The organism is Ralstonia mannitolilytica (genome assembly GCF_000954135.1).
Lineage (GTDB): Bacteria > Pseudomonadota > Gammaproteobacteria > Burkholderiales > Burkholderiaceae > Ralstonia > Ralstonia mannitolilytica.
This window is the reverse complement of sequence record NZ_CP010799.1, coordinates 3,296,908-3,322,136: the sequence shown is the minus strand read 5'-3', so window position 1 is coordinate 3,322,136 and position 25,229 is coordinate 3,296,908. Positions and strand designations below refer to the sequence as shown.

Below are 25,229 nucleotides of genomic sequence, written 5' to 3'. Positions count from 1 at the left end.
ACTGCAGTGTAGTGCGCGCCTGGCCGCGTCGCGCCTCAGAGCAGCGATTTGCCCTGCGACAGGATCTTGTCGCAGGCCTGGCGGGTGATCTGCGACTTGATGCTGGCCAGGTCGAATGTGCTGCCGTCGGCGCCGGTGAGGATGCCCCGGGTGCCATCCGTATAGCCTGGGTCAGACGCGGGCGCGCCCCCCAGCTTGCCGAGCAGCCTGTCCTTGACCGACTCCGCGCCGGCGCCGCTCAGGTAATTGTTCTTCACGCAGAACTCCAGCACCCCGGCCACATTGCCGGTGCTGCCCGAGCTGAGCGAACCCAGCGACGGCAGGCCGCCGCCCATTCCACCGAGATTCCCCAGGGCGCCCAACCCGCCGGAGGATTCCTGCCCGCCTTGCGTGGCGCCTTTGATGAGATCGCCGATCTGCGCGCTGGCACCGGCCGGCAGTAACGCCGCAATGAGGGCGACGGAGAGGGCGGTACAGGCGATGTGCTGTTTCATGCGGGGGCCTCCTTGAACACGGGGATCATCCACGCACCCTGGCCCACGCTGCGACGAAATGGCGTGTTGCTTGCGGTGTGCCGCCATTGTCCGCCGCTGCGGCAACAAAAAACCCGGCGTAGTACCGGGTTTTTTGCAATTGGGCGTCCGCCAGCGGCGGGCGCCCCATGACGCCGATCAGGCGGCCGACTGGATATTGGTGGCCTGCTTGCCCTTCGGACCCTGCGTCACCTCGAACGTGACGCGCTGGCCTTCCTTGAGCGTCTTGAAGCCGCTCATCTGGATGGCCGAGAAATGCGCGAACAGTTCTTCACCACCCTCGTCAGGCGAGATGAAACCGAAACCCTTGGCATCGTTGAACCATTTGACAGTACCGCTTGCCATAAACAACCCCTCCGTGGAAACACAAGTCCGAGCGGGGAAAGCATGCCTGTCGGGCCAGTGCAGAGCGGTACCGCGCAGTCATCGCCGGGCGTCGGCCGTGGGGCACGACGAAAGGCGCGGATGGAACCGCGCCGTCAGCGATCGGTCTTCTCGTGGCAGGCGCCACAGCCTGAAGCGGTTGTCGATCTGTTGTCGACTGGTGTGAGGCCTCCCCGGCTCACCATCATGAGGCCTGCTGCCAACGGTTTGCGGGGCAGTAAGACGCACATGTTGAATTCGATTGTTCGAGGAAAGCAACAGACTGTCAAGGCCGCCGAAGATGGGTTTGTGGCGAAAAACGGTCAGTTTTTGAAGAGGTTTCGCTCGAAATTGAGCCGGTCGCCCCCACTGTGAGAAAACGATTGGCATGGCAGGCCCGGAGCTTGCGCCGCTCTCCGGCGGGCAGCGGCGGAAAAACCCCTCCGCGCCGAGGGCCGACGCAAGCACGCCGGCTCGGCCAAACCGTTTGCAGACCTTGAAGTCAGCGTTATTTCCCCAAATTGCGAAGTCGAAAGGAGTGGTTAGAATAAGACCATGGCAATCCGGCAAGCGACCACTCCACAACACGATGCAGGCACCGTCCTGGAGCGGAAAGAGCAAGCGCTCAAACCGCCCGCGATGTACAAGGTGCTGCTGCTCAACGACGACTACACCCCGATGGAATTCGTCGTGATGATCCTTCAGCAATATTTCAGCAAAGACCGGGAGACTGCCACACAGATCATGCTGACTGTGCATCGGGAAGGTAAGGGCGTGTGCGGTATCTACACTCGGGATATCGCCGCGACGAAAGTGGAATTGGTATCAACCCATGCACGGCAGGCGGGGCACCCGCTGCAGTGCGTGATGGAGGAAGCATGATCGCGCAAGAACTGGAAGTCAGCCTGCACATGGCGTTTGTCGAAGCCCGTCAGGCTCGCCACGAATTCATTACGGTGGAGCACCTGCTGCTTGCGCTGCTGGACAATCCGACGGCCGCGGAGGTGCTGCGCGCCTGCGCCGCCAACATCGAAGATCTCCGCACGCACCTGAAGAACTTCATCGCTGACAACACGCCCGTCGTGCCCGGCACCGACGAGGTGGACACGCAGCCGACGCTCGGCTTTCAGCGCGTGATCCAGCGCGCCATCATGCACGTGCAGTCGACCTCCAACGGCAAGAAGGAAGTCACGGGCGCGAATGTGCTGGTGGCCATCTTTGGCGAGAAGGATTCGCACGCGGTGTACTACCTGCAGCAACAGGGCGTGACCCGCCTGGATGTCGTCAACTTCATCAGCCACGGCATCCGCAAGGACCAGGCGGAGCCCGCCAAGCAAGGTGAGGGCAACCCCGAAGGCGAAGGCGGCGACGGCAAGGAAAGCCCGCTCGAGCAGTTCACCCAGAACCTGAACGCGCTGGCCAAGGCCGGCAAGATCGATCCGCTGATCGGCCGCGAGCAGGAAGTCGAGCGCGTGGTGCAGGTGCTGTGCCGCCGCCGCAAGAACAACCCGCTGCTGGTCGGCGAGGCCGGCGTCGGCAAGACGGCCATCGCTGAGGGCCTGGCATGGCGCATCACCAAGGGCGAAGTGCCGGACATCCTCGCGAAGTCCGTCGTCTACTCGCTCGACATGGGCGCCCTGCTCGCCGGCACCAAATACCGCGGCGACTTTGAGCAGCGCCTGAAGGGCGTGCTGAAGTCGCTCAAGGACAACCCGAACGCGATCCTGTTCATCGACGAAATCCATACGCTGATCGGCGCGGGCGCTGCATCGGGCGGCACGCTGGATGCCAGCAACCTGCTCAAGCCGGCGCTGTCGTCGGGCGCGCTCAAGTGCATCGGTGCGACGACGTTCACGGAATACCGGGGCATCTTCGAGAAGGACGCAGCGCTGTCGCGCCGCTTCCAGAAGATCGACGTGGTGGAGCCGTCGGTGGATCAGACCGTGCAGATTCTGCGCGGCCTGAAGTCGCGCTTCGAAGAACACCATGGCGTGAAGTACGCGTCGTCGGCGTTGACTGCGGCGGCTGAGCTGTCGGCGCGCTTCATCACCGACCGTCATTTGCCGGACAAGGCGATCGATGTGATCGACGAAGCGGGTGCGGCGCAACGCATCCTGCCGAAGTCGAAGCAGAAGAAGACCATCGGCAAGAGCGAGATCGAAGACATCGTGTCGCGCATCGCGCGCGTCCCGCCGCAAAGCGTGTCGCAGGACGATCGCAGCAAGCTCCAGACGCTGGAGCGTGACCTGAAGTCGGTCGTGTTCGGGCAGGATCCGGCCATCGACGCGCTGGCTTCGGCCATCAAGATGTCGCGTGCCGGCCTGGGCAAGACGGACAAGCCGATCGGCTCGTTCCTGTTCAGCGGCCCGACGGGCGTGGGCAAGACGGAAGTCGCCAAGCAGCTCGCGTTCATCCTCGGCATCGAGCTGATCCGCTTCGACATGTCGGAGTACATGGAGCGCCATGCGGTGAGCCGGCTGATTGGCGCGCCTCCGGGCTACGTGGGCTTCGACCAAGGCGGTCTGCTGACGGAAGCCGTGACCAAGAAGCCGCACTGCGTGCTGCTGCTGGACGAGATCGAGAAGGCGCACCCGGACATCTTCAACATCCTGCTGCAGGTGATGGACCACGGCGCGTTGACGGACAACAACGGCCGCAAGGCGGACTTCCGCAACGTCATCATCATCATGACGACCAATGCGGGCGCCGAGACGATGAACAAGGCAACGATCGGTTTCACCACGGCGCGCGAACAGGGCGACGAGATGGCCGACATCAAGCGCATGTTCACGCCGGAGTTCCGCAACCGTCTGGACGCAACCATCAGCTTCCGCTCGCTCGATGAGGAAATCATCATGCGTGTGGTCGACAAGTTCCTCATGCAGCTGGAAGAGCAACTGCACGAGAAAAAGGTGGATGCCATCTTCACCGAGAAGCTCCGTCGCTTCCTGGCGAAGAAGGGTTTCGACCCACTGATGGGTGCGCGCCCGATGCAGCGCCTGATCCAGGACATGATCCGCAAGGCGCTGGCCGACGAACTGCTGTTCGGCAAGCTGGTGAACGGCGGAAAGGTGGTCGTGGATCTGGACGATGCGGATGCGGTGAAGCTGGAATTCTCCGAGAACGAAGCACCGCCCGCACCTGCCCAGGAAGAAGCGGAAGCCTGACCCGTCAGACGCTCCAAAGAAAACGGCCCGGAAAAACTCCGGGCCGTTTTTCTATGTGCGGACGATGCACTCAGTGGCGTCCCGTGCTGCCGAATCCACCGGCACCGCGCTCGCTTTCTGCAAAGTCATCGACGATGTTCAACTCGGCTTGCACCACCGGCACGATCACCAGTTGTGCCAAGCGCTCCATCGGATTGAGCACGAACGCCGTGCTGCCACGGTTCCACGTGCTCACCATCAGTTGGCCCTGGTAATCCGAATCGATCAGGCCGACCAGGTTGCCCAGCACGATGCCGTGCTTGTGGCCCATGCCCGAGCGCGGCAGGATCAGCGCGGCATAACCGGGGTCGGCCAGGTGGATCGCCATGCCGGTCGGAATCAGGTGCGTGGTGCCGGGCTCGATGGTGAGCGGGGCGTCGATGCAGGCTCGCAGGTCCAGCCCGGCGCTGCCGGTGGTGGCGTACCGCGGGAGCTGTTCGTGCAGGCGGGCGTCGAGAATCTTGACGTCGAGTTTCATGCGGGGCAGGCCGAGGAGGTTGCAGAAGCCGGAGATGGTAGCGCAAACGCCTCGGCCAGCAGCTCGTACGAGCGCAGGCGCGCCTTGTAGCTGGGCGCGACGGTCAGCACGATCAGTTCGTCGGCGACAAAGCGGCTCTTGAGCGCAAGCATCTGCTCGGCCACGGATTCCGGTGTGCCGATGATGCTGCGCGGCCGCTCCCGCATGACGATGGCCTGGTCGCGCTCGGTGTAGACGTGCGCTTCGGCTTGCTCGACAGTCGGGACCGGGCCATTCACGCCAATCGCCATCTGCACGCGGCGCAAATCAATCGCAGCTTCGTAGCGGCGCGCCTCGGCTTCAGTGTCCGCCGCGATCACGAAGACGGCGGCAGCGCTGTACGGCCGTGCGTCGTAGCCGGGTTCGAAATCGGTACGGTACTGCTGCGCGACGATGTGCCCGACGTGCGGATTGATGAAATGCGCAAACGCGAAACGGATACCGAGGCGCGCGGCCAACGCGCCACCAAAATCGCTGGAGCCGAGCACCCACAGTTCGGGTTGGGTGTCGATCTCGGGCTGCAGGATGACGCCGTAAGCGGGGTGATCCGGTGGCAGCGTGCCCGTCAGGTGCCAGATCAGTTCCTGCACCTGCTGCGGGAAGATGTCGCCGCGGTTGTAGTCGCCCATGGCCACGGCCTGCGCGGTACGCATGTCGCCGCCGGGTGCGCGGCCGACACCCAGGTCGATACGGTTCGGGAACAGCGCTTCCAGCAAGCGGAACTGCTCGGCCAGCTTGAACGGGCTGTAGTACGGCAGCATCACGCCGCCGGAGCCCACGCGCAGGTGCTTCGTGGCGCTCGCCACGCGGGCGATCATCACTTCGGGCGCGGGGTTGCTGACGCCGCGCAGGCCGTGGTGTTCGGCGCACCAGTAGCGCGTGTAGCCGAGCGAATCCGTCAGTTGCGCCAGGTCGACCGTCGCGGCAATGGCATCGCGTGCGCTGTGGCCATAGATGACGGGGCTTTGGTCCAGGACCGATAGACGGATCGGCGCGGCGCTCATGACCGTGCTCCGTGCACGCGGTCGGCGATGGCGGCGACGATCTGGCGTGCCAGCGTCAGCTTGTCGGCACGCGGCAGGCGCGTGATGCCCTTTGCATCGAAGAGCGCGACTTCATTGTCGTCGCGGCCGAAGGTCTGATGGCCGAGATTGCCGACCAGCAACGGGATGCCTTTTTTCTGGCGCTTGGCCTCGCCGAACTCTTCCAGGCGTTCGGTTTCTGCTGCAAAGCCGACGCAGAAGGGCGCATTCGCACGGCGTGCCACGGCGGCCAGGATGTCCGGGTTTTGCGTGAACGTCAGTGTCGGTACGTCGGAATCGCTCTGCTTCTTGAGCTTCTGCTCAGCGGCTTGCGCCACACGCCAATCCGCCACGGCGGCAACGGCGATGAAGATGTCGTTCTTCGTGGTGTCCAGCTCGCGCATGACGGCATCGTGCATCTGCTGGGCAGTCTGCACATCGATGCGCAATACGCCTGCAGGCGTGTCCTGATGGCACGGCCCAGCGACGAGCGTGACCGTCGCACCGGCCTGCGATGCAGCCCGCGCCAGCGCAAAGCCCATCTTGCCGCTCGACAGATTCGTGATGCCGCGCACCGGGTCGATCGGCTCGAAGGTCGGGCCGGCTGTCAACAGCACGCGGTGGCCGCGCAGCAGCTTGGGCTGGAAGAAGCCGATGAGTTGCTCGACGATGTCTTCCGGCTCGAGCATGCGGCCGTCGCCGACTTCGCCGCAGGCTTGGTCGCCGGCATCGGGGCCGAGCAGCGTGACGTCATCCGCGCGCAGCTGCGCGGCGTTGCGCTGAGTAGCGGGCGCGGCCCACATCTGCCGGTTCATGGCGGGGGCCACGAGCAGCGGGCAGTCGCGCGCGATGCATAGCGTGGAGAGCAGATCGTCGGCCATGCCGTGCGCAAGCTTGGCGAGGAAGTCCGTCGATGCTGGGGCGATGACGATTGCGTCCGCTTCGCGCGAGAGATCGATATGCGGCATGTTGTTGCCGATGCGGTTGTCCCACTCCGACGTGAAGACGGGGCGTCCGGAAAGCGCCTGCATCGTCACCGGCGTGATGAAGTGCGTGGCGGCGTCGGTCATCACCACCTGCACGGTCGCACCGGCCTTGGTCAGCAGCCGCACGAGCTCGGCCGACTTGTAGCACGCGATGCCGCCGGTCAGGCCGAGCACGAAATGTTTGCCTTGCAGTTCCATAACTGTCCGCTGGGGTCCGATTGACGCAATGTGCTTGGGCAGGATACAACCCGGAGCCGGATCGGCCCGCCCGTCAGTGTGGCGATGATACCGGCTTGGCCCGAAGCCCGTCCGGCGCCCGGATTTTTCCTCAAATGCTCATTCCCGATATGGTTTTCGCTCGTTCGGCAGTCTGCAATGTCCTGGCGGTAGTCGGCGCATTGTCCCTTGTCGCCCTGGTGACGGGCGCGGTGCTCGTGCGCGAAGCCAAAGCGTGGTTGCGCGAGGAGTCCGTGCCTGCGAGGGCAGACGTGATCGTTGTCCTCGGCGGGGAATCGGGTCAGCGCGTGATCGGTGCGGCGGAGCTGTATCACGCGGGTGTGGCGCCGCGCGTGTTCGTGAGCGGGGAGGGAGATTGCCTGCTGATCGTGCGCCGGCTGGTGATGGCCGGCATACCGGCTGACCGCATCGGCTACGAGTGTGAATCGGGTAGCACGATGGAAAACGCGCAGATGACGCACCGGGCGTTGACCGGTCAGCATGTCGGCCGCGCGGTGCTGGTCACTAGTTGGTACCACACAGGCCGGGCGCGGGACGTATTCCGCCAGGTGTGGCCTGATGTGGCATGGGGCGTGCACGGCGTATTCGCCGGGGACACGCTCACCAAGTCGTTGCCGATTTACGAGAGCGGAACCATCTTGGCCGAGTACATCAAACGGGCGTGGTACGCGATTCGATACTGATTCACTACCACGCCACTGCGTCGGCGTTCAGCGCCGCACGCGCCGCAGTTCGTCAACGATCAACAGCACGGCGCCGATCGTGATCCCGCAGTCCGCCACATTGAATGCGGGCCAGTGGTAGGTGTTGAGGTGAAAGTCGAGGAAGTCCACCACGTGGCCGTAGACGACGCGGTCGATCACGTTGCCAAGCGCCCCACCCAGGATGAGCGCGAGCGCAAAGCAGAACAGCTTCTGCGCGCTGTGCCGCTTGAGCAGCCACACGATGAACAGCGCCGCCGCGATTCCCAGGCCTGTGAAGAACCAGCGTTGCCAGCCCCCAGCCGCCGCCAGGAACGAGAACGCCGCCCCCTTGTTGTAGGCCAGCACCAGGTTGAAGAAACCCGTGATCGGGCGCGATTGTCCGTACGTGAACGTCTTCAGGATCGCGATCTTGGTCAGCTGGTCCAGCAGGATCCAGATCACGGCCAGGCCCAGCCAGGGGCCCAGACCATGACCGCCGCCTGAACGCGAAACCGCCTTGCTCTTGCCGTTGTTGCGAGTGGCCATCAGGCAGCGCTCCGTTGTTCACCGGCGCCAAACAGGTTGTCAGTGCAGCGCTTGCACAGCGTCGGGTGGGCGTGGTCGTGGCCGACGTCGGCGCGGTAGTGCCAGCAGCGTTCGCACTTGGCATGCGTCGAAGGTGCCACGGTGATGAGCAGATCGCCGCCCTCGGGCGCGCGTTCGAGTTTGGCCGCCGACGTGATGAGCACGAAGCGCAGGTCGTCGCCGAGGCTCGCCAGGGCGTCGTACACGGTGTCACCGGCAGCGACCGTCACTTCCGCCTGCAGCGACGCGCCGATCTTGCCGTCGATGCGCAGCGCTTCGAGCTGCTTGGTCACTTCGCCGCGCACGTTGCGGATGGCGGCCCACTTCTCCAGCAGCGCGCTGGCGCCTTGCGGCACCGGGGCGTCGTAGTAGGTGCTGGTGAAGATGGTGTCGGTGTGCTCGGTGCCGTGTGCGAAGACCTGCCATGCCTCTTCGGCCGTGAACGACAGGAACGGCGCCATCCAGTGCAGCATGGCCTGGGTGATGTGATACAGCGCGTTCTGTGCCGAGCGGCGCGCCACGGAATCGGGTGCCGTGGTGTACAGGCGGTCCTTCAGCACGTCGAGGTAGAAGCCGCCCAGGTCTTCCGAGCAGAACGTCTGGAGCTTGGCGACCACCGGGTGGAATTCATACACGTCGTAGTGCGACAGGACTTCCTTCTGCAACGCATCCGTCAGCGCTACGGCATAGCGGTCGATTTCGAGCCATTGCTCGGTCGGCAACGCGTGTTTGGCGTGATCGTAGTCGGTCAGGTTGGCGAGCAGGAAGCGCAGCGTGTTGCGGATGCGGCGATAGCTTTCGACCACGCGCTTCAGGATCTCGTCAGAGATGGCGAGTTCGCCCGAATAATCCGTCGAGGCGACCCACAGGCGGATGATCTCCGCGCCCATCTTGTTGGCGATTTCCTGCGGTGCGATCGTGTTGCCGATCGACTTCGACATCTTCCGGCCTTCGCCGTCCACCGTGAAGCCGTGCGTGAGCAGGCCCTTGTACGGCGGCTTGCCGTACAGCATCGAAGCCGTCAGCAGCGACGAGTGGAACCAGCCGCGGTGCTGGTCGGAGCCTTCCAGGTACAGATCGGCCAGGCGGCCGTCCGGCAGCTCGGCCGAAGCGTCGTACAGATCCGCCGCATGCGAGCCGCGGATGACGTGCCAGTGCGTCGTGCCCGAGTCGAACCACACGTCGAGCGTGTCGCGATTCTTCTCGTACATGTCAGCCTCGTCGCCGAGCAGCTCGCGCGGGTCGAGCGTCTGCCAGGCTTCGATGCCGTTTTGTTCGATGCGCTGCGCGACCTGCTCCAGCAGCTCAGGCGTGCGCGGGTGCAGCGCGCCGGTTTCCTTGTGCACGAAGAACGCCATCGGCACGCCCCATTGGCGCTGGCGCGACAGCGTCCAGTCCGGGCGGTTGGCGATCATGTTGTGCAGGCGCTGCTTGCCCCACGACGGGTAGAACGCGGTGGCATCGATGCCGGCGAGCGCCGTTTCGCGCAGCGTGGCGTTGCCGTCGTTGGGCTGCACGTCCATCCCCGCAAACCACTGCGACGTGGCGCGATAGATGATCGGCGTCTTGTGGCGCCAGCAGTGCATGTAGCTGTGGTTGTACTTGTGCGCGTCGAACAGGTTGCCCGATTCGCGCAGCACCTCGACGATCTTGGGGTTGGCATCCCAGATCATCTGGCCGCCGAACAGCGGCAGCGTCGATGCGTAGACGCCGTTGCCCATCACCGGGTTGATGATGTCCGCGTCGCGCATGCCGTGCGCCTTGCACGACTGGAAGTCTTCCACGCCATAGGCGGGCGCGGAGTGGACGATGCCGGTGCCGGTGTCGATGGTCACGTAGTCGCCCAGGTAGACGGGCGAGGTGCGGTCGTAGCCCGCATCCATCTTCGCGAGCGGATGGTGGAAACGCACGCCCGAGAGCGCGGCACCTTCGCACGTGGCCAGCACGGTGCCTTCGAGCTTCCAGCTTTGCAGGCAGGCCTCGACGCGCTCCTTCGCGACGATCAGCAGCCCGCGCGGCGTGTCGACCAGCGCGTATTCGATTTCCGGGTGCAGGTTCAGCGCCTGGTTGGACGGGATCGTCCACGGCGTCGTCGTCCAGATCACGATCCAGCCCGGCTTGGCCTTGAGCACATCGGCGCCGACGTGGAAGGCGCTCGCCAGCGCGTCGATGTCGGCGAACGGGAAGCCGACGTCGATCGACAGGTCGGTGCGATCCGCATATTCGACTTCTGCCTCAGCCAATGCCGAGCCGCAGTCGAAGCACCAGTTGACCGGCTTCAGGCCGCGGAAGACGTAGCCCTTTTCGAGAATCTTGCCCAGCGCGCGAAGCTCGTCGGCTTCGTTGCGGAAGTTCATGGTGAGGTATGGGTCCGCCCAGTCGCCCAGCACGCCCAGGCGCTCAAAGTCGGCCTTCTGGCGCGCGATCTGGCCGGTGGCGTAGGCGCGCGCCTTCTCCTGCACTTCCTTGACGGGCAGGCCCTTGCCGAACTGCTTTTCGATCTGGATCTCGATCGGCATGCCGTGGCAATCCCACCCCGGCACGTACACGGCATCCAGGCCGGTCAAGCCGCGCGACTTGATCACCATGTCCTTGAGGATCTTGTTGACCGCGTGGCCGATGTGCAGGTCGCCGTTGGCATACGGCGGGCCATCGTGAAGGATGAACTTCTTCGCGCCTTTACGCGCGGCGCGGATCTTCTTGTAGAGCTGCTTGTCCTGCCACTGCTTGACCCATTGCGGCTCGCGCTTGGGCAGATCGCCGCGCATGGGGAAGGGGGTGTCCAGCAGGTTGACCGGGTACTTGCTTTTCTCCGGCGTGGGCTTCTTGGCGTCAGACATGGTGTGATGTGAGGCAGATTCGGGCAAATCGGATCGATGCAGCGCGCCGGTCAGAGCAGGCGCGTGCGTGGTGTGGCTTTCGGGCGGCGGGTGCGTCAGCCGCCTACTGAATTCGGTCGGTGGCGGAGGTCGCGAAGTCGCGCCGAAGCGTTGGCGACTCGCCGGCCGGTGGAACGGGCAGGCCGAAGAACTGCCGCGCGTGAACACAGTCCTGCGCGATGGCGTCCTTGAGCGCATCGAGCGAATCGTAGCGAGCCTCGTCGCGCAGCTTCTTCATGAATTCCACGCGGACCAGCTTGCCGTAGACGCTGGCGTTGTAATCAAAGACGTGCACTTCCAGCAGCACGCGGCCGGAATCGTCCACCGTCGGGCGCACTCCAATGCTGGCGACGGCCGGCAGCGGCTTTTCGGCCAGCCCGTGCACCTGCACGACAAAGATGCCGGCCACTGCGGGCTTGCGATGCGAAATGCGCAGATTCAGCGTCGGGAAGCCGAGCGAGCGCCCGAGCTTTTGCCCGTGCACCACGTGCCCGCTGATGGCATAACCGTGACCGAGCAGGCGGCGGGCATGTTCGAGGTCGCCCGCGGCCAGCGCCTCGCGCACCGCCGAGCTGGAGATGCGAATGCCGGACTCCGACACCGAGCCCATCTGCTCGACTTCAAATCCGAACTGCGCGCCGGCGGCCTGCAGGTAGGTGAAGTCTCCGGCGCGCTTGGCGCCAAAGCGGAAGTCATCGCCCACCAGCAGCCAGCGCGCATGCAGCCCGTCGACGAGCACGTTGCGCACGAACTCGTCCGGCGTCTGGCCGGCGAAATGCGCGTTGAAGTGCTCCACGACCACGCGGTCGACGCCCTGGCGCCGCAGGCTTTCGAGCTTGTCGCGCAGCAGGGCAATGCGGGTGGGCGCGCGATCCGGCATGAAGAATTCGCGCGGATGCGGCTCGAACGTCATCACCGTGAGCGGCAGCCCGCGTGCGTCAGCCGCCGCGCGCGCCCGGGCCAGCAGAGACTGGTGCCCGCGGTGCACGCCGTCAAAGTTGCCGATGGTCAGCGCGCACGGCGCGCGACTTTCGGCATTGGGCAGGCCGCGAAAGACTTTCACGAGAGGCGTCGGTGATGGAGGAAGAAAGGGCAGCGTTTCGGATTGGATTGCCGCGGCACTGCGCAAAAATCCAGCAAAACGCACATTATATAAGGGATTGCCGCGTCCCCGGCGCGCCGCGAGCCAGGTGTCGGGCTGTTGCACAATCCTCCGAACGGTGCGCCCGCCCGTTGCGGGCTTGCGGCACAATCCGATATCCGCTGAGATCCGGCTTCTTCTTCCCCGCATTCCCTTGAACGCCTCGTTGCGCCTTTTCTTCGCCAAGTTCGGGCTGGCCAGCCGTGCGCCGCTCGAACTGGATGCCCGAGCCAAGCTGCTCGCCGCCGTGCATCGGGGGGCGCCCATGGGGATTGCCGCCTCGGTCGTGCTGCCTGCGCTGACAGTGGCGGCATTCTGGGATGCGCCCAATCGCCCGGCGCTGCTGGGCTGGTGCCTGATCATGCTGTGCCTGACGGCGTCGGGCCTGCGCTTCTATTTCGGATACCGCTACGACCTCCCCCGCATGACGCTGGCTGCGCACACCCGCAAGTGGTGGACGGGCATGCACGTCATGTCGGCGGTGGGTGGCGTGGCATGGGGCTGCTCGGCCGGGTTGTACCTGATGTCGCCGTCGCTGGAGTTCAGCAGCCTGCTGATGATCGTGATCATCGGCGTGGCGGCGGCCGCGGTGCTGTCGCAGGCGCCGGTGCCGTCGAGCCTGCTGATCCTCGGCACGGGCATCCTGGCGCCGCACTTCGTGCTGGCGGAGCAGGCGTTTCCGGGCCACGGGCTGTACCTGCGCGGGGTGCTGCTCTTCTTTGCGGCCCTGCTGACGCGCCATGCGGTGAACATCCACAACACGCTCGTGCGTGAAATCCAGCTCGAGAACGAAAGCCGCCAGCTGGCGCGCCGCTACCAGGACGAAAAGCAGCGCGCGCTGTCGGCGTCGGAGGAAAAGTCGCGCTTCCTGGCCGCGGCCAGCCACGATCTGCGGCAGCCCGTGCATGCGCTCGTGCTGCTGGTGGAGGCGTTGCGGGCGCGCAACCAGTCCGAATCGCTGGCGCCGCTGGTGGAGCAGCTTGCCTCGGGCGCGGCGACGATCGATCTGCTGTTCCGCTCGCTGCTCGACCTGTCCAAGCTCGAGAGCCGCAAGACCTCACCGACGCTGGAGCCGGTGGATCTGGGCGAGGTCATCACCGAGGTGGTCCAGCAGTTCATGCCGGATGCGCGCGCCAAGGGTCTGACGCTCACGCAGCGCATTCCGCCGCTGCCGGTATTCGGCATGGCCGAGCCGGTGCTGCTGCGCCGGGCGCTGTTCAACCTGCTGCAGAATGCGCTGCGCTATACCGAGCGCGGCGGCGTGATGGTGGCGTTGCGCGTGCGCCAGAAGCATCTGCGCATCGAGGTGTGGGATACCGGCATCGGCGTGGCGCCGGAGCACCAGAAAGAAATCTTCTCGACCTACTACCAGGTCGAAAACCCCGAGCGCGACCCAAGCCAGGGTCTCGGCTTGGGGCTGGCGATCTACAAGGAATGCGTGCGCCTGCTGCGCGGTACGTTCGGCGTGCGTTCGGTGCCGGGCCGGGGCTCGATGTTCTGGATGGCGCTGCGGCCCGTGCCGGCCGAGGTGAAGGCGCCGCTGGCCGCCCAGCCGCGGGCGGAGCAGAAGCGTGCGGTGCTGGACCAGCCGCGTTTCTCGGGCGTGGTGCTGGTGGTGGACGATGATCCGCAGATCCGCAAGGCCTGGCACGCACTGCTCGAGGCGTGGGGCGTGGAGGTGCACAGCGCCGCCGATGGCCGTGCCGCGGACCAACTGCTCGCGCGCGGCATTCGCCCGCAGATCATCTTCTGCGACCTGCGCCTGCCCGGAGAGGAAGACGGCCTGCAACTGCTCGAACGCTGGCAGGTCAGCCATCCCGACGCCCACGCCGTGCTGCTGACTGGCGACCGCAACTCCGCCGCGCTGGCGCGTGCGGAAGAGGCCGGCTACCTGCTGCTGGCCAAGCCGATGGATCCGAACATGCTGCGCGTACTGCTCAAGCGCTGGCTGCGGGGCCGTGCGGCCGAGCCACAGGTCGCGTACTGAGCAACGCGGAAAGCCGGCGCCGTCGGATGCGGCGCCGCGCAAATCAGGCCGCGCCCGTCAGGCGGAAGCGCTCCATGCGCGAGATGATCTGGATGCGCGTGCGCACGCCCAGCCGCTGCAGGATCGCCGAGACGTGTTCCTTGACGGTGTTCTCCGTCAGGCCCAGCTGGCGGGCGATCGATTTATTGGGCAGTCCTTCAAGCAACAGCGCGAGCACAGAACCCTGGCGCGGCGTCAGGCCGAGTTCTGCCGGCGTGATCGGGATGCCGTGGGAGGCGCCTCCTTTGTTGCTGCCGCCCATGTCGTCTTCCGACGGGAACGACGCATCGCCGCTGAAGATGCCGGCCACGGCCTTCGAAAACGCATGGGCATCGGCGTGCTTGCCGATGAAGCCGATGGCGCCCAGCGCCTGTGCCTTGGCGACGATCTCCGGCGTGTTCTCAGCCGACATGAAGGCAAAGCGCGCTTCGGGCAGCTTGCCGCGCAGCTCGCGCATGGCGTCGAAGCCGGTGCAGTCGGAGAGCCAGACGTCGAGCAGCACCACGTCGGGCCGGACGCCTTCGTCCACCAGCGCCAGCGCCTGGCGGCGGCCGATTGCTGCGTGCACCTGGACTTCAGGCAAGGCGTGCGCGAGAAACGTGGTCGTGCCAGACAAGGCGAGGGGGTGGTCGTCGACCACCAGCAGGCTACGCAGCGAGCTCGTCATTCTTATTCCCCGGTGAGGGCAAGGCCCTCTTGTTGTTGTACGCGTGCCGACCCGGCGCGGGCGGTGGCCGGCGGGCCGGGCTGGGTCGCCCACGGCCGATCGGCTTTCACGGTTATTGCCCGCGCAGTGTTGCAGCGAAGATGCCGGAACGCCGCAAGGGACTTCCAGTCGTCGCTGACGGCACACCGGACCCCCCCGGGTGTGCGGGCAATTATGGTGTTGAGATTATCAGAGCGCGCCATCGCACGCCAACGGTTGCACCCTCCATTTTTGGGATGCGGCGAGCTTTTTGCTACGCGCCGTCGGCAAAATGCCACGGTACGCCGGAAAGCCGCGTGACGCGGGCTTGCCAAGCGCCACACCGGATTTTCTCCGGGGAACTGCGGCGCACTTGATAAAATGCCGCGATGAAAAACATCGTCATTCTCATTTCCGGGCGGGGCTCCAATATGGAAGCCATCGTGCGGGCTTGCCAGGCAGAAGGCTGGCAGGCGCGCATTGCCGCCGTCATTTCTAATCGGCCTGATGCGGCCGGACTTAAATTTGCCGCGTCGCACGGCATCGCCACGGCGGTGGTCGATCACAAGACGTTTGCCGACCGCGAGCACTTCGATGCTGCGCTGGCGCAGGCCATCGACGGCTACTCGCCTGATCTGGTCGTGCTGGCGGGCTTCATGCGCATTCTCACGCCCGGCTTCGTGAAGCATTACGCCGGACGCATGCTGAACATCCATCCGTCGCTGCTGCCGTGCTTCCCTGGTCTGCATACGCATGAGGCGGCGCTGGCCATGGGCGTGAAGGTGCATGGCGCGACCGTCCATTTCGTGACCGCGGATCTGGATCACGGTCCGATCGTGCTGCAGGCCATCATCGACGTGCGCCAGGACGACACGCCGCAGTCGCTCGCCGCGCGGCTGCTCACGCAGGAGCACGTGATCTATCCGCGCGCCGTGCGCTGGTTTGTCGAAGACCGGCTGAGTGTGCAGAACGGCGTGGTGCGTGTTTCGCCGGACGCTCCACAACTCGTGATCGGGGCCGATGCCCGGGAGGCTGCATGAGCCAGGATCGCCAGCGGCCGCGCAATGGGGGGTCGGGTAGCAAGCGTTCGGGTTCGGGGGGCGGTGGCTGGTACCGGGCACCGCAAGGCAAGCCGGCCCAACGTACGCCGCGCCCGCGCACGGGCGTGCACGGCAGCCATCTTGAGCACCTGGACAAGGTGCTCGCCCGCCTGCTGCACTTTGCTGCACCGGCCGACATGGTGGTCAGCCAGTACTTCCGTGAGCACCACGAACTCGGCCACCGCGAGCGCGGCATCGTCGCCGAGGCGGCCTTTGCCGTGCTGCGCCGAAAGAACGAATTTGGCCAGTTTGCCGAAAGCGGTTCGGGGCCGGCGCGCCGCCGCCTCGCGCTGCTCGGCCTCGTGCAGACCGCAGGACGTGAAGCGATCGCGCCGTTCCTGAATCCCGCGGAAGCCGAGTGGCTCGACCGCTGGCAACTGCGCGACCGCGCTGCGCTGGCGCCCCGTGTGCGAGCCAACCTGCCCGACTGGCTCTTTGACGCCCTGGTTGCGCAGCACGGTGCGGAATTTACCGAGGCCCTTGCCGAGGCGTGGCTCAATCCCGCGCCATTGGACCTGCGCGTCAACACGCTCAAGGGCGATCGAGACACGGTGCTGGCGACGCTGGCCGAAGCCGGCATCGAGGGCGCCGCGGCACCGCTGTCGCCGGTGGGCATTCGCCTGGCGGGCAAGCCGGCGCTGAACAAGCTCGAGATCTTCACCAACGGCACCGTCGAAGTGCAGGACGAAGGCAGCCAGCTGCTGTGCCAGCTCCTGGCGCCCAAGCGCGGCGAGATGGTGGTCGATTTCTGCGCGGGCGCGGGCGGCAAGACGCTGGCGATCGGTGCGGCGATGCGCTCGACGGGGCGGCTGTACGCATTTGACGTATCGGAGAAGCGCCTGTCGAACCTGGGCCCGCGTCTGGCACGCAGCGGCTTGTCCAATGTGCATCCGAGCCGGATCGACAGCGAGCACGACGCCAAGGTCAAGCGCCTGGCGGGCAAGATCGACCGCGTGCTGGTCGACGCACCGTGCAGCGGGCTCGGCACGCTGCGCCGCAATCCGGACCTGAAATGGCGGCAATCCGCGCGGGCCGTGGAAGAGATGTCAGCCAAGCAGCGGTCGATTCTGGACTCCGCGGCGCGGCTCCTCAAGCCGGGCGGCCGCCTCGTCTACGCAACGTGCAGCGTGCTGGCGCGCGAGAACCAGCAGGTGGTCGAGCAGTTCCTGGCCGCGCATGAAGACTTCGTGCTCGTGCCTGCCGGCGAGGTGCTGGCGGCCCAGAAGATCGCGCTCGAGATGGGCCCTTACCTGGAGCTGTATCCGCACGTGCACCAGACCGACGGCTTCTTCGCGGCCGTACTGGAGCGCCGCGCATGACCGCACGCCAAGTCGGTCTGCTGCTGGCCGCTGCGCTTGCATTCAGTGGCACCGGCCTCGCCCAGGCCCGCAGCACACCACCGGTTCTGCCGGCCAAAGGTACGGTGCAGGCCGCCTTCACGCCCGATGACGATATCGAGGGCCTGCTCGCGGACGCCATCGACCAGGCGCGCGAGCAGGTGCTGGTGCAGGCCTACCTGCTGTCAAACAAGGCGATCGTGCGCGCGCTGCTGGCGGCGCATCAGCGCGGCGTCGATGTGCGGGTGCTGGCCGACCGCGAACAGATGATGCGCGCCAACGGCAGCCGCGTGCCGGAAATCGCCAATGCCGGCATTCCCGTGTGGCTGGAAGTGCGCTACAAGAACGCGCACAACAAGGTCATCGTGATCGACCCGCGCGGCGCCCGCCCGGTGCTCGTGACGGGCAGCTTCAACTTCACGCAGACGGCGCAGCGCGGCAATGCCGAGAACGTCCTGATCGTGCGCGGCGACGCCGATCTCGCCCAGCGCTATGCCGCCAACTGGCAGAAGCACGCGGGCGACGCCCTGCCTTATCGAACGCAATAACGTGTCGGCCGAATGAACGGATTGCCACAGAACCTGAGCCACCTCGCGCTGGGCCACATGATCGACGACATCGTCGCCGACCTGGGCGGCCCGCGCTTTATCTGGCAGCTGGGCGTGCTCGTGCTGCTGCTCGGCGCGGCGTGGCTCATGGCCCGCTCGATCGCGCGGCGCCTGCATGCGCGCCACGTGAACGAGACCTTCGCGCTGCGCTTTGCGTGGTCGAGCCTGGAGCGGGCGATGTTCCCGCTGATCGGCTGGCTGCTGGTGCTCGGGGCCCGTTACGCGCTGGTCGGCACCATGCCGATCAGCGTATTCCGGCTCGCGGCGGTGCCGCTCTTCGGGCTGGCGGTGCTCTACCTGGGCTTCTATGTGCTGCGCCGCGTGTTGTCGGCCAACGGCGAGCTGCACGGCATGCTCGTGCTGGCCGAGCGCGTGCTCACAACGCTCATGTGGATCGGCATGGTGCTCTACGTGCTCGGTGTGCTGGGCGACGTGGTCGATTTCCTCGAGGGCATCCGCTTTGCGCTGGGCGGCAAGCAGAAGGTCAGCCTCGCCGCCTTGCTCATGGGCGTCGTGTGGATTCTCGTCACGGTGCTCGTGGCGATGTGGTTCGGCTCCTGGCTTGACAGCCGCATCACCCGCGCCACGGCGCTCGACGCCAACCTCAAGGTGGTGCTGTCGCGCGTGACCAAGGCGATGTTGCTCCTGGTGTCGCTGCTGCTGAGCCTGTCGCTGGTCGGCATCGACCTGACGGTGCTGTCGGTGTTTGGCGGCGCGCTGGGTGTGGGGCTGGGCCTGGGCCTGCAGAAGATCGCGAGCAACTATGTGTCGGGCTTCATCATCCTGCTTGAGCGCTCGCTCAAGCTGGGCGACCAGATCACGGTCAGCAGCTACACCGGCATCGTCACGCAGATCCGCACGCGCTACACCGTCGTGCGCAACGGCGACGGCGACACACTCGTGCCGAATGAGTTGATGGTCGCGCAGGCCGTGCAGAACCATAACGAGCGCGGCACCGTCCGTGTGGCGGTGCGGGTGCAGGCCTCGTATGCGGCAGACCCCGAGACCGTGCTGGCCTTGCTGGTCCAGTGCGCCGAGGGCATTCCTCGCGTACTCGCAGATCCGGCGCCCGCCGCGTTCCTCGCGCTGTTCGGCGACAGCGGCATCGAGTACGAACTGGGCGTGTGGATCAACGATCCGCACAACGGCAAGCTCGGTGTGCAGTCCGATCTGAATCGGGCGATCTATCGGCGCTTCAAAGAGGCGGGGATCGACATTCCATACCCGCAGCGGGAAGTGCGCGTGCTGGGGCCCGTGGCTGGGGATAGCTTATCGGCGGGTGATGCATGAGGCGCCTGGGTGCCCGGCTTTAACACATCCCGGTGCGGAACGGTGCGCCCTTGCTCAGGGTCAAACTCACGGTTTTCCCCCATGGAGTAGAGGGGGTCTTCGGTTAAAATGCCGGATGTTCCCCCGAAGGATCAGGCGGCCGTCGCAATGGCCTGAAGTTTGCGACGCATTGCCGCGAAAGCCTTGCATTGCGCAGGGGCGGAGGTCATATGACCGGCAGCCGGAGAGTTCGCCGATGTGACGCGCAAGCCGGGTGCCAACACCCGAATCTCCGCCAACACGACCCCACTGTCGCCACCGTGCGACAGCGGATGGCCTGACGAGGCAGCAATGGCGCTATCGACCCAGGCTGCTTCAATCACCCGAGTTGACCACGGAGAACACTTTGATCGACTCTCTTCTGAATTTCCTTGCCAACGGCACCCTGGACTGGGCCTGGTGGCAAATCCTGATTTTTACGCTGGTGGTGACGCACATCACCATCGCGAGCGTGACGATTTTCCTGCACCGCTGCCAGGCGCACCGGGCGCTGGACGTGCATCCCATCGCTGGACATTTCTTCCGGTTCTGGCTCTGGCTGACCACCGGCATGGTCACCAAGGAGTGGACGGCCATTCACCGCAAGCACCACGCCAAGTGCGAAACGGAAGACGATCCGCACAGCCCGCAAACACGAGGCATCCGCAAGGTGCTGCTCGAGGGCGCCGAACTCTACCGGGCCGAGGCCAAGAACAAGGAAACGATCCAGAAGTTCGGCCACGGCACGCCCGACGACTGGATCGAGCGCAACGTGTATTCGAAGTTCACGTGGCAGGGTGTCGGCCTGATGCTGATCCTCGACGTCGTGATGTTCGGCGCGATCGGCCTGACGGTGTGGGCCGTGCAGATGCTGTGGATTCCCATCCACGCTGCCGGCATCATCAACGGCCTGGGCCACTACTGGGGCTATCGCAACTTCGAGTGCGAAGACGCTTCGACCAACGTGTCGCCGTGGGGCATCATCATTGGCGGCGAAGAGCTGCACAACAACCACCATACGTACGCCACGTCGGCCAAGTTCTCGGTCAAGTGGTACGAGTTCGACATCGGCTGGGGCTACATCCGTGCGCTGGAAATGGTTGGGTTGGCCAAGGTCAAGAAGGTGGCGCCCAAGGCACGTTTTGGCGACGTCAAACCGGTCGACCAGAACACACTGGAAGCCATCATCGCCAACCGTTATGACGTGATGGCGCGCTACGCCAAGACCGTCAAGGCGGCCTATCGCCAGGAGCTGGCCAAGCTCAAGGCGTCGCGCGATGTCGAATACCGTGCGCTGAAGCCGGCCCGCAAGTGGTTCCACCGCGACGAGACCAAGCTCGGCCCGCCGCAACGCGAGCAGCTTTCGCAGATCGTCTCGGACCATTCGTCGCTGCACACGTTCGTGGAGATGCGCCGCGAACTGGGCGCGCTGTGGAGCCGTTCGAACGCTACGCGCGAGCAGCTGCTGCATCAACTGCAGGACTGGTGCAAGCGCGCCGAGGAAAGCGGCATCCACGCGCTCCAGGAATTCGCTGTGCGCCTGCGCCGCTACGCCTGACTTTTCTGTTTCATAGGTGAAGCCCCGCTCCGCAGCGGGGCTTTTCTTTTGGGTAAACTGCCCCAATTCACATTCTTAAGCTGCGGCAAAGCATCGCGGCGCGAGTCCTCCTCACACGCCGTCCGTTTCATTGCCACGCCACCTTTCTGACGCCTTAACGGCAGGAACGGACGCGGAGACCACCATGGAAACCCACATCAAGACGGTTGAATTCGAGCGCCCGGACATGCTGGCCGAGACGCAATCCGGCGCGAGCTGTGTCGCCCACGCATGGGCGAAAGTGCCGCCGGCGCTGTCGCGCGAGGAGCGCGATGGGCTGAAGGCCCGCATCAAGCGGCTGCTCAAGGAGCGCGAGGCGGTACTCGTCGCGCATTACTACGTCGACGCCGACCTGCAGGACCTCGCCGAAGAGACCGGCGGCTGCGTGTCCGACTCGTTGGAGATGGCGCGTTTCGGCCGCGACCATTCCGCCAAGACGCTGGTGGTCGCAGGCGTGCGCTTCATGGGCGAGACGGCCAAGATACTGAGCCCCGAGAAGACCGTGCTGATGCCCGACCTGGACGCCACGTGTTCACTGGACCTGGGCTGTCCGCCGGACGAATTTGCCGCATTCTGCGACGCGCATCCGGATCGCACCGTCGTCGTCTATGCGAATACCAGCGCGGCCGTGAAGGCGCGAGCCGACTGGATGGTCACTTCGTCCATCGGGCTGAAGATCGTGCAGCATCTGCACGCGCAGGGCAACAAGATCCTGTGGGCCCCGGACCGGCATCTCGGCAGCTACATCCAGAAGCAGACCGGCGCCGACATGCTGATGTGGCAGGGCTCGTGCCTCGTCCACGACGAGTTCAAGGGCGTGGAACTGGACCTGCTGCGTGCCGAACACCCGAACGCGAAGATCCTCGTGCACCCGGAATCGCCCGAATCCGTGGTGGCGCAGGCCGATGTGGTGGGCTCGACGTCGCAATTGATTGCGGCTGCGCAGTCGCTGTCGGCCAACGAGTTCATCGTCGCGACGGACAACGGCATCCTGCACAAGATGCGCATGGCCGCGCCCGGCAAGCGCTTCATCGAAGCGCCGACCGCCGGCAATGCCGCCACCTGCAAGAGCTGCGCGCACTGCCCGTGGATGGCGATGAACGCGCTCACGAACCTGGCCGAGGTGCTGGAGACCGGCCGCAACGAAATCCACGTCGACCCGGCGACAGCCCGGCAGGCCGTGGTCTGCATCGACCGCATGCTCGACTTTGCCGCACGCGAGAAAGCCGCCGTCCGGCCGCACGGCGATCTGGCGGCCAATGCACAACTCTTCCAAGGAATTGGCCCGGCATGACGGCGACCCAGATGAACGGCAGCACCGCGCAGGCGATTTTCGACAGCTTCGGCGCGGCACTGCGCGAGGCGCTGGCTGCCAACGTGGCTGCAGCGATTGCGGAGGATGTCGGCACGGGCGACCGCACGGGCTTGCTCGTCCCCGCAGACAGGCATGCGCGCGCGCGCGTGATTGTGCGCGAGTACGCCGTGCTGTGCGGCACGCCCTGGTTCGACGCGTGCATGCACGCCGTCGACCCGGCGCTGCGTGTGACATGGCGCCAGCACGAAGGCGATGGCATGGCGCCCGATTCCGTGGTGTGCGAAATCGAAGGCCCTGCGCGTTCGTTGCTGACGGCGGAGCGTCCGTCGCTGAATTTCCTGCAACTGCTTTCCGGTGTGGCGACCGCAACGTCGCGCTACGCACAAGCCATTGCCGGTACGCGTGCGCGCGTGCTGGACACGCGCAAGACATTGCCCGGCCTGCGGCTTGCGCAGAAGTATGCCGTGCGCATTGGCGGCGGCGAGAACCAGCGCCTCGCGCTGTACGACGGCATCCTCATCAAGGAAAACCACATCGCTGCAGCCGGTGGTGTGACGGCGGCCTTGCGTGCTGCCCAGGCGCTGAATGCCGGGGTATCGATCCAGGTGGAAGTGGAAACGCTCGCGCAGCTGGAAGAAGCGCTGGCAGCCGGCGCCACGTCCGTGCTGCTCGACAACTTCGATACGCCCGCGATGCGGGAGGCGGTGCGCCTGACGGCGGGGCGGGCGCTGCTGGAAGTGTCCGGCGGCGTGAACATCGAGACGATCCGCGCGTTTGCCGAAACGGGCGTGGACCGCATCTCCGTCGGTGCGCTCACGAAAGACGTGCGCGCCACCGACTATTCCCTGCGGATCGTCGAATAGGCCTCAGCGTTTGCGCGCGATCTGCCGATGCGTCGGCTGCATGACCGTCGGCAGCGCCTTGGGCAGCGTCTCGGGATAGTCGCGCGAGAAATGCAGGCCACGGCTCTCGTGCCGTGACAGCGCGCTGTCGACGATGAGCGAGGCCACTTCAACGAGGTTGCGCAGTTCCAGCAGGTCGTGACTCACGCGGAAGTTCGCGTAGTACTCGGTGATCTCTTCGCGCAGCAGTGCAATGCGATGCTGCGCGCGTTCCAGCCGCTTGTTCGTGCGGACGATGCCGACGTAGTTCCACATCATGCGGCGCAGTTCGTCCCAGTTGTGCGAGACGACGACTTCCTCGTCGGCATCGGTCACGCGGCTTTCATCCCAAGCCGGAATCTGCACCGACGTCGGGTGCGATTGCGGCTGCGCAAGGATGTCTTCCGCCGCGCCGCGTCCGATGACCATGCATTCCAGCAGCGAATTGCTGGCCAGCCGGTTGGCCCCGTGCAGGCCGGTGTAGGCCGTCTCCCCCACGGCGTACAGGCCGGCGATGTCGGTGCGGCCGAGGTGATCCGTCACCACGCCGCCGCACGTGTAGTGCGCCGCCGGCACGACCGGGATCGGCTCTCGGGTGATGTCGATGCCCAGCTCCAGGCAGCGCGCCAGGATTGTCGGGAAATGCTCTTTGAGGAAGGCCGGGCTCTGGTGGCTGATATCGAGATAGACGCAGTCCAGGCCGCGCTTCTTCATCTCGAAGTCGATGGCGCGGGCGACGATGTCGCGCGGGGCGAGTTCGGCGCGTTCGTCATGCGCGGGCATGAAGCGGGTGCCATCGGGCAAGATCAGCTTGCCGCCTTCGCCGCGCACCGCTTCCGTGATCAGGAAGGACTTGGCGAACGGATGGTACAGGCAGGTCGGGTGGAACTGGATGAACTCCATGTTGGCCACGCGGCAGCCCGCGCGCCATGCCATGGCAATGCCATCGCCGCTGGCCGTGTCCGGATTCGTCGTATACAGGTACACCTTGCCCGCGCCGCCCGTGGCCATCACCGTGTGATTGGCGGTGAGCGTCTTGATGTGGCCCGAAGCCACATCCAGCACATACAGGCCATGGCAGCGCATGCCAGGCAGGCCGAGCTTCGCATCGGTAATGAGGTCGATCGCGAAATGGTCTTCCAGCAGCGTGATGTTCGGGTGATTGCGCACCTTTTCCACCAGCGTCGTCACCACGGCATGGCCGGTCGCGTCGGCGGCGTGGATGATCCGGCGGTGGCGGTGGCCGCCTTCGCGCGTCAGGTGGAAGCCGAGCTCGGCCTGTTCGTCGCGCGTAAAGGGCACGCCGTGGCCGATCAGCCATTCGATGGCCTCGCGTCCGTTTTCGACGATGTAGCGCGTGGCCGCCTCATCGCACAGGCCTGCGCCTGCGATGAGTGTGTCGTCGACGTGCTCGTCATGGCTGTCGCCGGAGTCGAGCACGGCGGCAATGCCGCCCTGTGCCCAATCGCTCGCGCCTTCCGGCAGGCTGCGTTTGCTGATGACGACCACGCGGCGGTGATCGGCGAGGTGCAGGGCGACGGTCAGGCCCGCCAGGCCACTGCCGACGACGGCAACATCGAAATTCATGGAAGACGCGGGAGGCTGGGCAGACGCGGCTGGGCGTAGCGCAGTCGCGTGTCAATCGGAAAGAGAAGCAGTGTACACCGCGGTTTGACCGTGCGGCGCGCAACAAAAAACCCGCCATGAGGCGGGTTTTCGGTGCCGGTCCGCATGGTGCCGGACGGGCGGAAGCCAGATGCGCAATCCGTGGCGGATTACTTGATCTTGGTTTCCTTGTAAGCGACGTGCTTGCGGGCGACGGGATCGAACTTCATGATCTCCATCTTTTCCGGCTTGGTGCGCTTGTTCTTGGTGGTCGTGTAGAAATGACCCGTACCTGCGGTCGATTCCAGCTTGATCTTGTCGCGTCCGCCTTTGCTGGCCATGTTTAACTCCTAATTAGACTTCGCCGCGTGCGCGCAGGTCCACGAGCACTTCGTCGATGCCTTTTTTATCGATCAGGCGCAGACCAGCGTTCGAGACGCGCAGGCTCACCCAGCGGTTTTCGGATTCGACCCAGAAGCGGCGATTCTGCAGGTTCGGCAGAAAACGGCGCTTGGTCTTGTTGTTTGCGTGGGAAACGTTATTGCCGACCATCGGCGCTTTCCCGGTCACTTGACAGACGCGTGCCATGGAGCACTCCTAACTTGATTCGTATGA

The 25,229-nt window shown here is 65.3% G+C and carries 23 protein-coding genes; 11 read left to right on the top strand and 12 right to left on the bottom strand.

The genetic code is table 11. The features are described from left to right. Nucleotides 1–35: 35 nt before the first annotated feature. Together TK49_RS15625 and TK49_RS15620 are read right to left on the bottom strand one after the other, a co-directional pair. Nucleotides 36–494 carry a YjjA family protein gene (locus tag TK49_RS15625; RefSeq protein ID WP_045787523.1) on the bottom strand — a complete coding sequence of 153 codons (459 nt, stop codon included), beginning with the start codon at nucleotides 492–494 and terminating at the stop codon, nucleotides 36–38. Between the two features lie 177 nt (nucleotides 495–671). Continuing rightward, on the bottom strand, nucleotides 672–878 hold the full coding sequence (locus TK49_RS15620) for a cold-shock protein (protein WP_045787522.1): 207 nt from the start codon (nucleotides 876–878) through the stop codon (nucleotides 672–674). Between the two features lie 573 nt (nucleotides 879–1,451). On the opposite strand from TK49_RS15620, the gene clpS reads away from it, so the two are divergent. Both clpS and clpA read left to right on the top strand, forming a co-directional pair. Then, nucleotides 1,452–1,778, top strand: a complete 327-nt coding sequence (gene clpS, locus TK49_RS15615; protein ID WP_003261876.1) for an ATP-dependent Clp protease adapter ClpS — start codon at nucleotides 1,452–1,454, stop codon at nucleotides 1,776–1,778. Beyond that, complete coding sequence (gene clpA, locus TK49_RS15610) at nucleotides 1,775–4,063, top strand: ATP-dependent Clp protease ATP-binding subunit ClpA (RefSeq protein WP_045787521.1); 2,289 nt, start codon at nucleotides 1,775–1,777, stop codon at nucleotides 4,061–4,063. The genes clpS and clpA overlap by 4 nt, the downstream gene beginning before the upstream one ends. 70 nt (nucleotides 4,064–4,133) lie before the next feature. On the opposite strand, the gene dut is transcribed toward clpA, so the two are convergent. Genes dut through coaBC form a run of 3 tightly spaced genes read right to left on the bottom strand, consistent with a single transcriptional unit; the run spans nucleotide 4,134 to nucleotide 6,825 of the window. Beyond that, a complete protein-coding gene (gene dut, locus TK49_RS15605) occupies nucleotides 4,134–4,580 on the bottom strand; it encodes a dUTP diphosphatase (RefSeq protein ID WP_045787520.1) in 447 nt (148 codons plus the stop codon). Beyond that, complete coding sequence (locus TK49_RS15600; protein ID WP_045787519.1) at nucleotides 4,577–5,623, bottom strand: LLM class flavin-dependent oxidoreductase; 1,047 nt, start codon at nucleotides 5,621–5,623, stop codon at nucleotides 4,577–4,579. The genes dut and TK49_RS15600 overlap by 4 nt, the downstream gene beginning before the upstream one ends. Next, a complete protein-coding gene (gene coaBC, locus TK49_RS15595; protein WP_045787518.1) occupies nucleotides 5,620–6,825 on the bottom strand; it encodes a bifunctional phosphopantothenoylcysteine decarboxylase/phosphopantothenate--cysteine ligase CoaBC in 1,206 nt (401 codons plus the stop codon). Before coaBC ends, TK49_RS15600 begins: the two co-directional genes overlap by 4 nt. A gap of 149 nt (nucleotides 6,826–6,974) precedes the next feature. Here coaBC and TK49_RS15590 point away from each other — a divergent pair, with 149 nt between their 5' ends. Beyond that, entirely contained in the window at nucleotides 6,975–7,547 is a 573-nt protein-coding gene (locus TK49_RS15590) for a YdcF family protein (protein ID WP_045787927.1), read from the top strand. A gap of 27 nt (nucleotides 7,548–7,574) precedes the next feature. Here TK49_RS15590 and lspA read toward each other — a convergent pair whose 3' ends face one another. The 3 genes from lspA to TK49_RS15575 form a co-directional block, all read right to left on the bottom strand. Continuing rightward, entirely contained in the window at nucleotides 7,575–8,093 is a 519-nt protein-coding gene (gene lspA, locus TK49_RS15585; protein ID WP_045787517.1) for a signal peptidase II, read from the bottom strand. Then, nucleotides 8,093–10,972, bottom strand: a complete 2,880-nt coding sequence (gene ileS, locus TK49_RS15580; protein ID WP_045787516.1) for an isoleucine--tRNA ligase — start codon at nucleotides 10,970–10,972, stop codon at nucleotides 8,093–8,095. Before ileS ends, lspA begins: the two co-directional genes overlap by 1 nt. A gap of 103 nt (nucleotides 10,973–11,075) precedes the next feature. Continuing rightward, on the bottom strand, nucleotides 11,076–12,074 hold the full coding sequence (locus TK49_RS15575) for a bifunctional riboflavin kinase/FAD synthetase (protein WP_045787515.1): 999 nt from the start codon (nucleotides 12,072–12,074) through the stop codon (nucleotides 11,076–11,078). 232 nt (nucleotides 12,075–12,306) lie between these two features. Between TK49_RS15575 and TK49_RS15570 the strand changes: the two genes are divergently transcribed. Next, nucleotides 12,307–14,139 carry an ATP-binding response regulator gene (locus TK49_RS15570; RefSeq protein ID WP_045787514.1) on the top strand — a complete coding sequence of 611 codons (1,833 nt, stop codon included), beginning with the start codon at nucleotides 12,307–12,309 and terminating at the stop codon, nucleotides 14,137–14,139. Between the two features lie 43 nt (nucleotides 14,140–14,182). On the opposite strand, the gene TK49_RS15565 is transcribed toward TK49_RS15570, so the two are convergent. Next, on the bottom strand, nucleotides 14,183–14,845 hold the full coding sequence (locus tag TK49_RS15565) for a response regulator transcription factor (RefSeq protein ID WP_045787513.1): 663 nt from the start codon (nucleotides 14,843–14,845) through the stop codon (nucleotides 14,183–14,185). A gap of 407 nt (nucleotides 14,846–15,252) precedes the next feature. Between TK49_RS15565 and purN the strand changes: the two genes are divergently transcribed. The 7 genes from purN to nadC all read left to right on the top strand — a co-directional run bounded on the left by purN (nucleotide 15,253) and on the right by nadC (nucleotide 22,991). Further along, on the top strand, nucleotides 15,253–15,903 hold the full coding sequence (gene purN, locus TK49_RS15560) for a phosphoribosylglycinamide formyltransferase (RefSeq protein ID WP_045787512.1): 651 nt from the start codon (nucleotides 15,253–15,255) through the stop codon (nucleotides 15,901–15,903). Beyond that, nucleotides 15,900–17,282 (top strand): RsmB/NOP family class I SAM-dependent RNA methyltransferase, encoded by a 1,383-nt coding sequence (locus TK49_RS15555; protein ID WP_045787511.1) that lies wholly within the window; start codon nucleotides 15,900–15,902, stop codon nucleotides 17,280–17,282. The genes purN and TK49_RS15555 overlap by 4 nt, the downstream gene beginning before the upstream one ends. Next, on the top strand, nucleotides 17,279–17,848 hold the full coding sequence (locus tag TK49_RS15550; protein ID WP_045787510.1) for a phospholipase D family nuclease: 570 nt from the start codon (nucleotides 17,279–17,281) through the stop codon (nucleotides 17,846–17,848). The genes TK49_RS15555 and TK49_RS15550 overlap by 4 nt, the downstream gene beginning before the upstream one ends. A gap of 12 nt (nucleotides 17,849–17,860) precedes the next feature. Beyond that, complete coding sequence (locus tag TK49_RS15545; RefSeq protein WP_045787509.1) at nucleotides 17,861–19,198, top strand: mechanosensitive ion channel family protein; 1,338 nt, start codon at nucleotides 17,861–17,863, stop codon at nucleotides 19,196–19,198. A 385-nt stretch (nucleotides 19,199–19,583) separates the two neighbouring features. Next, entirely contained in the window at nucleotides 19,584–20,774 is a 1,191-nt protein-coding gene (locus TK49_RS15540; RefSeq protein WP_045787508.1) for a DesA family fatty acid desaturase, read from the top strand. A 184-nt stretch (nucleotides 20,775–20,958) separates the two neighbouring features. Next, a complete protein-coding gene (nadA, locus tag TK49_RS15535; protein ID WP_045787507.1) occupies nucleotides 20,959–22,107 on the top strand; it encodes a quinolinate synthase NadA in 1,149 nt (382 codons plus the stop codon). After that, complete coding sequence (gene nadC, locus TK49_RS15530; protein WP_045787506.1) at nucleotides 22,104–22,991, top strand: carboxylating nicotinate-nucleotide diphosphorylase; 888 nt, start codon at nucleotides 22,104–22,106, stop codon at nucleotides 22,989–22,991. The genes nadA and nadC overlap by 4 nt, the downstream gene beginning before the upstream one ends. Nucleotides 22,992–22,994: 3 nt before the next feature. Here nadC and nadB read toward each other — a convergent pair whose 3' ends face one another. The 3 genes from nadB to rpmB all read right to left on the bottom strand — a co-directional run bounded on the left by nadB (nucleotide 22,995) and on the right by rpmB (nucleotide 25,202). Further along, nucleotides 22,995–24,596, bottom strand: a complete 1,602-nt coding sequence (gene nadB / locus TK49_RS15525) for an L-aspartate oxidase (RefSeq protein ID WP_045787505.1) — start codon at nucleotides 24,594–24,596, stop codon at nucleotides 22,995–22,997. Between the two features lie 188 nt (nucleotides 24,597–24,784). Beyond that, nucleotides 24,785–24,955, bottom strand: coding sequence for a 50S ribosomal protein L33 (gene rpmG, locus TK49_RS15520; protein WP_003262397.1), 171 nt, complete (start codon nucleotides 24,953–24,955; stop codon nucleotides 24,785–24,787). A gap of 13 nt (nucleotides 24,956–24,968) precedes the next feature. Beyond that, nucleotides 24,969–25,202 carry a 50S ribosomal protein L28 gene (rpmB, locus tag TK49_RS15515; protein ID WP_004631999.1) on the bottom strand — a complete coding sequence of 78 codons (234 nt, stop codon included), beginning with the start codon at nucleotides 25,200–25,202 and terminating at the stop codon, nucleotides 24,969–24,971. Between the last annotated feature and the right edge of the window lie 27 nt (nucleotides 25,203–25,229).